The organism is Candidatus Aminicenantes bacterium, assembly GCA_026393795.1.
GTDB lineage: Bacteria > Acidobacteriota > Aminicenantia > UBA2199 > UBA2199 > UBA2199.
On record JAPKZL010000307.1, the window covers coordinates 1 to 2878 of the forward strand.

Here is a 2878-nt window from a genome sequence, read left to right on the forward strand (position 1 = left end):
CCGATCGCGTGGAACCACGCGTCCAGAAGAGGAGGCCCAAGGCCTTTCCGTTCCTGTGTCGGCCACGCCAGGAACTTAAGGCGCGGCTGCTAAAATCGAAAAATCGCAAAAAATCGCTATGGCCACAAAACTCGGTTGGATTGTTGATAATCAATGAGTTGCGTCATATCAGGTTTTCATACTCGCTCATTTTGTGTCCTCGGATTCGAATCTGTCGGTTTTAGTCTTTGCAGTGGCATGATTGTAACTTACGTGGCATAAGCAGGTTACAGTAAACTCGCTTAAACTCGACTTTTGTAGCAAGGGAGTTGACGAGCCGTAGTCGTATGATAAAGTATTAAATATACAGCAAATACTTAATACTTTATCATCACCTCCTATGCCTCCCCAACTCATCCCCACTGAACAGTTGAAAAAGATGTTTGATCGGCGACCGTGCTGGATCCTGGCCGATTTGGCGCGCTCCCTGGATTATGCGCTCATCTCGGTGCGCCGATTCCTCCTCCAAATCGGGTATTTCCGCAGTTACACCCATAATGGCAAGTGGTACACGCTGCGAAGCACACCCCGGTTTAACCACGATGGCCTTTGGCACCACCGGGATCTTGGCTTTTCCAAGCACGGCAGTTTAACGGCCACGATCGACCATTTGGTCGGGCGCAGTCCGGCCGGACTTTCGGCCCGCGAACTCGCCCAAAAACTCCAGCACCCGTGCCATGCCGTCTTAACCCATTTGCACCAGGACGGAGAACTCGATCGCCTCAAGGTCCAAGGCGAGTTTCGATACCTCTCGATCCAAGCGCCCCTGAACCAGCAACAACGCCAGTCGGCGATGGCGGCCGCGCCGCCCAGTCCGGCGGCCGCGTTGAGCACGCAGGCGGCCGTCCTGGTGTTGGTCGAATATATCAAAAATCCCGCGCTGAGTTTCCAAGAGCTGGCAGCCCGGCTGCGGTTGCCTGGCTCACTGGCGATCACTCCGGAAAACATCGACCGTTTCTTTGAAGAACACGGTCTAAAAAAAACACCCGAACTACCGAAGCCAAAACCCTGAACCTATTGCAGCAGTATCTGGAGAAACTGGCGCGGGAAAGTTCCACCCCTTATCTGTTTGCGCAGCGCCCCTGCTTGCCTTTTCGCTCGACCCGAAGCGAGTGCCCCGATTGTCATGCCTCGCTCCGCATTAGCAAGACGCGCACGAAAACGGTCCACACCTTGCACCTGGGTAGCTTTACCGCCCAGGAAACCCTTCTCTACTGCGACCACTGCCCCAACCCGACGAGCTACGCCTCGGAAGAACTCAGCCGCTTGGTCCCCGCAGGCTCCACCTTCGGCTACGATGTGATGATCTTTGTCGGCCAGGCGCTGTTCCGGCGCCACCGCCGCGCCGAAGAAATTATCCAAGAGTTGCGCGCGCGCAACGTGCGCTTGAGCGCCAGTGAAGTTGCCTATCTGGGCAAGCGATTCGTCGTCCATCTGGCCTGGGCTCATCGCCAGTCGGCTCCCCGCCTGAAGAAAGCCATGCGCGCTCAGGGCGGTTATATCCTGCATTTGGACGCGACGGGCGAGGCCGGCCCGCCCATGCTCATGAGCAGTCTGGATTCCATTTCCGAGATTGTGTTGGGCAATGTGAAAATTCCTTCGGAGAAAACCGAAGAGATCATCCCCTTCCTGAAGGAAATCAAAGCCCGTTACGGAGTGCCTTTGGCGGCGGTCCACGACATGGGCGTGGGCATTCTGGCGGCGGTCAAAGTGGTCTTTCCCGGCGTCCCGGATTTCATCTGCCATTTTCATTTTCTGCGCGACGTGGGCAAAGATCTCCTGGAGCCGGACTATGACGCCATCCCCGCTCAGGCCGATGAGTTCCCGCTGCTCAGCGCCTATAGTCTGACCCAGTGGATGCTGGAGGGAAAAACCCAGGGCGAAGGTTATGGGTTCCCCTTCGACCGGCCGCAACTCGAGTTTGCCCGGCGCTTGCAGGGGGTGGCCCAAGAACTGGAGGTGATCAAGGAGATCCATTTGCGCGGCCAGTGGCAGGACAATGTTCCCTTGTTCAAACTAGCCCACGCCTTGAAGCCCCTGGCTGCCGATGCGGGCTTGCGGAGAATGATCGAGGTCCTGGAGGTCAAAATCCAAGTCTTCGACCAACTGCGTGGCGCGATGCGCATTGCCGAAGTCGGGGGATCGGCGGGCCTGAACTCCGGCAGCGCTCCCCTGGCCATGGGCTCGATCCAGAAGGCGGTTCAGGAGTTCCGCCGCCGGATCACCGCGCGCGGCGATTACCCGTCCACTGGCCATTGGAAGGCCATGATCGCTCAGATCGATAAGTACGGAGCCAAACTCTTCGCCGATCCGATTACCGTGCCAACACCGCACGGACGACTGCGCATTCAACCCCAACGAACCAATAACATCATGGAGCGATTCTTCCGCGATTTCCGGCGCGGGGCGCGCCGAAAAAGCGGCCATAATTCCCTGAGCAAGTTTCTGCAAAGCATGATTGCCGACACGCCTTTGGTCAAGAATCTGGAAAATCCCGACTACCTGCAAGTTCTCCTCAATGGCCAGCCGAATTTGGAAGCCTGCTTTGCCCAGATGGACATCGAGACAGTTCGCCAAGAAATGCAAACCGCTCAGAACTGGTCCGACCGAGTTCCCCGGAAAATCCAACGGCTTGTGAACATGCCCGCCTTTCCCACAGCCCTTTGCGGTCTCTTTCGAAAACCCCTTGTCAAAACCCCTTAATCAGGCCACTTCCAACCGAGTTTTGTGGCCATAGGTTTAATTCCCAGAGTTTTATGGCATAGTCGATGCTTAATGGTTTTTGCTTAAAAAGCCGAATAATTAAAGGAAATCCTATGAAGAGGTGCTCGAATCGCTG

2 protein-coding genes are annotated in these 2878 nt (G+C 56.0%); both read left to right on the top strand.

Annotated elements, in window-relative coordinates:
• Positions 1–409 precede the first annotated feature (409 nt).
• Positions 410–1051 (top strand): hypothetical protein, encoded by a 642-nt coding sequence (locus NTW95_15055; protein MCX6558725.1) that lies wholly within the window; start codon positions 410–412, stop codon positions 1049–1051.
• Positions 1052–1056: 5 nt separating this feature from the next.
• Positions 1057–2742 (top strand): transposase, encoded by a 1686-nt coding sequence (locus tag NTW95_15060; GenBank protein MCX6558726.1) that lies wholly within the window; start codon positions 1057–1059, stop codon positions 2740–2742.
• Positions 2743–2878 lie beyond the last annotated feature (136 nt).